The 4,437-nt window shown below is 69.2% G+C and carries 1 protein-coding gene; it reads left to right on the top strand.

Going from position 1 to position 4,437, the window contains the following annotated elements; genetic code table 11:
- Window positions 1-21 precede the first annotated feature (21 nt).
- The coding region (locus tag AB0883_RS30660; RefSeq protein WP_366644752.1) for a type I polyketide synthase at window positions 22-4,437 on the top strand (4,416 nt) is incomplete at its 3' end.

Raw genomic sequence — 4,437 nt, 5'->3', positions numbered from 1 at the left:
CTGTGGGCCCAGCAGTCAGCGATGACCGGGCATCTCGACGAGGTCGACCTGGACCGGATGCGACGCAACGGCATCCTTCCCATGTCCTCCGAAGAGGGCCTGGCATTGTTCGACGCGGCAGTACGCACCAACCAGCCACAACTCGTGCCGATCCGGCTGGACATGGCCGCGCTACGCCGAGCCGGCGCCGATGGCGTGCCGCCGCTGTGGCAGGTGCTGGCCGGCGGCTCCGCCCGCCGGACGGCGACCACAACCGACACGCGAGTGGACCTGGCCACTCAGCTGCGAACGTTGACCGGCCCGCAGCGCCAGCAGAAGATGCTCGAACTGGTATGTACCCACGCGGCCACAGCCCTTGGTCACGACAGCGCTCAGGCGATCGCACCTGATCGGGCGTTCCGCGAGCTCGGCTTCGACTCGCTGACCGCGGTGGAACTACGAAACCGACTCGCCACCGTCACCGGGCTGTCGTTGCCGGCCACGCTGGTCTTCGACCATCCGACACCGGTGGTGTTGAGCCGGTACCTGCTGATCGAACTGCTCGGTGAGCAGACCGACGTCCTCGCGTCGGTGGCGGTGGGTGCGGGTGTCGATGAGCCGGTGGCGATTGTGGGGATGGGGTGTCGGTATCCGGGTGGGGTTGGTGACCCGGACGGGTTCTGGCAGTTGCTGCTCGAGGGTGTTGACGCGGTGGGTGGGTTCCCCGTGGATCGGGGTTGGGATGTCGAGTCGTTGTATGACCCGGATCCGGCGCGGTCGGGGACCAGTTACGTCCGCAAGGGTGGGTTCCTGGCTGGTGCGGCGTTGTTCGACGCGGGGTTCTTCGGGATCAGTCCGCGGGAGGCTGTGGCGATGGATCCGCAGCAGCGGCTGTTGTTGGAGGTTTCCTGGGAGGCGTTGGAGCGGGCCGGGATCGACCCGTCCGGGCTACGCGGGTCGGACACCGGCGTGTATGTGGGCACCACCGGGCAGGACTACATCTCGATGATCGCCGACGCGCAGACCGGTAGCGAGGGACACCTCCTTACCGGCAACGCTGCGAGTGTCATGTCGGGGCGGGTGGCGTACACCTTGGGCCTGGAAGGCCCGGCGGTGTCGGTGGACACGGCGTGTTCGTCGTCGTTGGTGGCGGTGCATCTGGCGGCGCAGGCGTTGCGGTCGGGTGAGTGTTCGATGGCCCTGGCCGGCGGTGTGACGGTGATGGCCACTCCGGGAGCGTTCGTGGAGTTTTCCCGGCAGGGCGGGTTGGCCGCCGACGGACGGTGTAAACCGTTCGCGGACGCCGCTGACGGCACGGGTTGGGGTGAGGGTGTCGGGATTGTGGTGTTGGAGCGGTTGTCGGATGCCCGCCGGCGGGGGCATCAGGTGTTGGCGGTGCTGCGGGGCAGCGCGGTCAATCAGGACGGCGCCTCCAACGGGTTGAGCGCCCCGAACGGGCCGTCGCAGCAGCGGGTGATCCGTCAGGCCCTGGCCAACGCGCGGCTGACGCCGGGCGACGTGGACGTGGTCGAGGCGCACGGCACCGGCACCACGCTGGGTGACCCGATCGAGGCGCAGGCGTTGATCGCTGCTTACGGCCAGGACCGGCCCGCGGACCAGCCGTTGCGGTTGGGGTCGGTGAAGTCGAACATCGGCCACACCCAGGCGGCTGCGGGCGTCGCCGGGGTCATCAAAATGGTCTTGGCGATGCGGCACGGGTTGATGCCCAAGACGCTGCACGTGGACACCCCCTCATCACATGTGGACTGGTCGGCCGGATCGGTGCGACTACTCACCGAGGCCGCACCATGGCCGGACAACGGCCGGCCACGACGAGCCGGGGTGTCGTCGTTCGGGATCAGCGGCACCAACGCCCACCTCATCCTGGAAGAGGCCGAACCCGCACCGGACCCGGCGTTGGGTCATGAACCGGCCCCGCCGCCGGCCGACGGGGTGGTGCCGTGGCTGCTGTCGGCCAAGACCGAGGTGGCGTTGCGGGCGCAGGCGCAGCGGCTGGCCGGGTTCGTGGCCGACCGGCCCGAAGTCGGGCCGGTTACGGTGGGGCGGACGTTGGCGGCCCGAGCGGTGTTCGCGCATCGGGGTGTGGTGCTTGGCCAGGATCGGTCGGTGTTGCTGGGTGGGCTGCAGGCGCTGGCCGCGGGTGCGCAGGCACCGGGGGTGGTTACCGGGATCGTCGGGTCTGGTCGGCTGGCGGTGGTGTTTTCCGGGCAGGGGAGCCAGCGGCTCGGGATGGGCCAGGGCCTGTATGAGGCGTATCCGGTATTCGCTGAAGCGTTCGATCAGGTCTGCGCATATTTCGACCAGCATCTTGAGCGGCCGTTGCGGGAGGTGGTCGCGGGTGAGTCGCAGCTGCTGGACCAGACGATGTATACCCAGGCGGGGCTGTTCGCGGTGCAGGTGGCGTTGTACCGGTTGGTCGGATCGTGGGGGATGGTTCCGCAGTATCTGGCCGGGCACTCGATCGGTGAGTTGAGCGCGGCGCATGTGGCCGGGGTGTGGGATCTGCCCGATGCGGTGGCGGTGGTAGCCGCGCGGGGCAGGTTGATGCAGGCGCTACCTGCTGGTGGAGCCATGGTGGCGTTGACCGCCAGCGACGGCGAGGCCCACGAGCTGATCGCCGGGCACACCGACCTGGTAGGGGTGGCGGCGGTCAACGGTCCCCGCTCGACGGTGATCTCTGGTGACCAGGACGTGGTGCTGGATCTGGCGCGGCAGTGGCGAGACGGGGGCGGCAAGGCCCGGCGGTTGCGGGTCAGTCACGCGTTCCACTCGCCGTTGATGGAACCGATGCTGGCCGAGTTCGCACACGTGTTGACCGAGGTGGCCTGGCGAGAACCGTCCATCCCGGTGGTTTCTGGCACTCCCGGCGCGGAAGTGACCGAACCGGGATACTGGTTGGCGCACGCCCGCCAGACGGTGCGGTACCACGACGCGGTGAACGCCCTGCGTGAGCGAGGCGTGGGTGTCTTCCTCGAACTGGGTCCGGACGGCACGCTGACCTCGATGGTCGACTCCGACACCCCCGAAACAGACGTGTGGCTACCAGCGCTGCGCGCCGACCGGGACGAGCCGCAGACGTTACTGACCGCGGTCGCCGGTGTCCACGTACACGGCGCGGCGGTGAACTGGCCGGCACTACTCGACACGAGTACCAGTCGGCAGGCTCTGGAACTGCCCACCTACCCGTTCCAGCATCAGCGGTACTGGCCGACGCTGCGGGGTTTGCCGGTGCAGGGTGTGGATGGTGGGTTCGATGCGGAGTTTTGGCAGGCGGTGCAGGGCGGCGACGCCGCGGCCTTGGCTACTGCCTTGCGGGTGGATGAGCAGGGTTTGGCCATGGTTCTGCCGGCGTTGGCGGCCTGGCAGCGGGCCCGTCAGGACCGGCGGTTCATTGACACTTGGCGGTACCGGGTCGTCTGGGAGCCATTGACCGGTGGCCCTGAGGCGGTGTTGAACGGTACCTGGCTTCTGGTGTATGGCGCGGATCTGGCGGCCGATCACGCCGAGTCGGGGTGGATCGGGCTGGTCGAGCAGATCCTGGTCGGACATGGTGCGCGGGTGTTGCCGGTAGCTGTTGACGGCACTCGGGTGGGGGTGGCCGCGGCGTTGCGGGCAGTGATGGCCGGGCTGGACGCGGCCGGGCTGGACGCGGCCGGGTTGGGCGGGGTGGTGTTCCTGCCCGGCCGGGCGCCGGTGCATGAGCTACTGGCGCTGTTGCAGGGTCTGAACGACACCGACATGGGTAGCGACGCGGGCCTGTCGGGGCGGGTGTGGGTATTCACCCGTGGCGCGGTCGGTACCGGTCGGTTCGATGCTCCCGCTGACCCGGTCCAGGCCCAAGCGTGGGGTTTGGGTCTGGTCGCGGCGCTGGAGTACCCCCGCCGCTGGGGTGGTCTGGTTGATCTGCCCACGGCCTGGCCTGACACGTCGCGGGACGCGGCGGCGACAGCGCGTCGTTGTGCCGCGGTACTGGCCGGGTGGGACGGCCAGGACCAGGTCGCGGTGCGCGCGAGTGGCGTGTACGGGCGCAGGTTGGTGCATGCCAGGCCGGATGAGTCGCCGCGGGTGTGGCAGCCACGGGGCACGGTGCTGATCACCGGTGGTACCGGTGGTCTGGGCGGACACGTGGCTCGCTGGGTGGCCAGGCATGGTGCAGAGCATGTGGTGTTGATCTCCCGCCGGGGCATGGACGGGCCGGGCGTGGTCGAGCTGATCGGTGAGCTGACCGCTGAAGACCGGGTACGGGTGAGCGTGCTGGGTTGCGACGTGGCAGATCGTGACGGGTTGGCCGCGGCCCTGACCGGGGTGGGACCGATCGATGCGGTGGTACACGCCGCCGGAGTCGGTCAGCTCACGGCCATCGATGACGTCGATCCGCAGTTGGCAGACCGAGTCTTGGCGGCGAAGGTCGCAGGTACCCGTAACCTGCACGAGCTG

Source organism: Micromonospora sp. NPDC047812, assembly GCF_040704175.1.
Lineage (GTDB): Bacteria > Actinomycetota > Actinomycetes > Mycobacteriales > Micromonosporaceae > Micromonospora.
The sequence above is the reverse complement of the archived record's forward strand: the minus strand, read 5'-3'. Positions and strand labels throughout refer to the sequence as shown.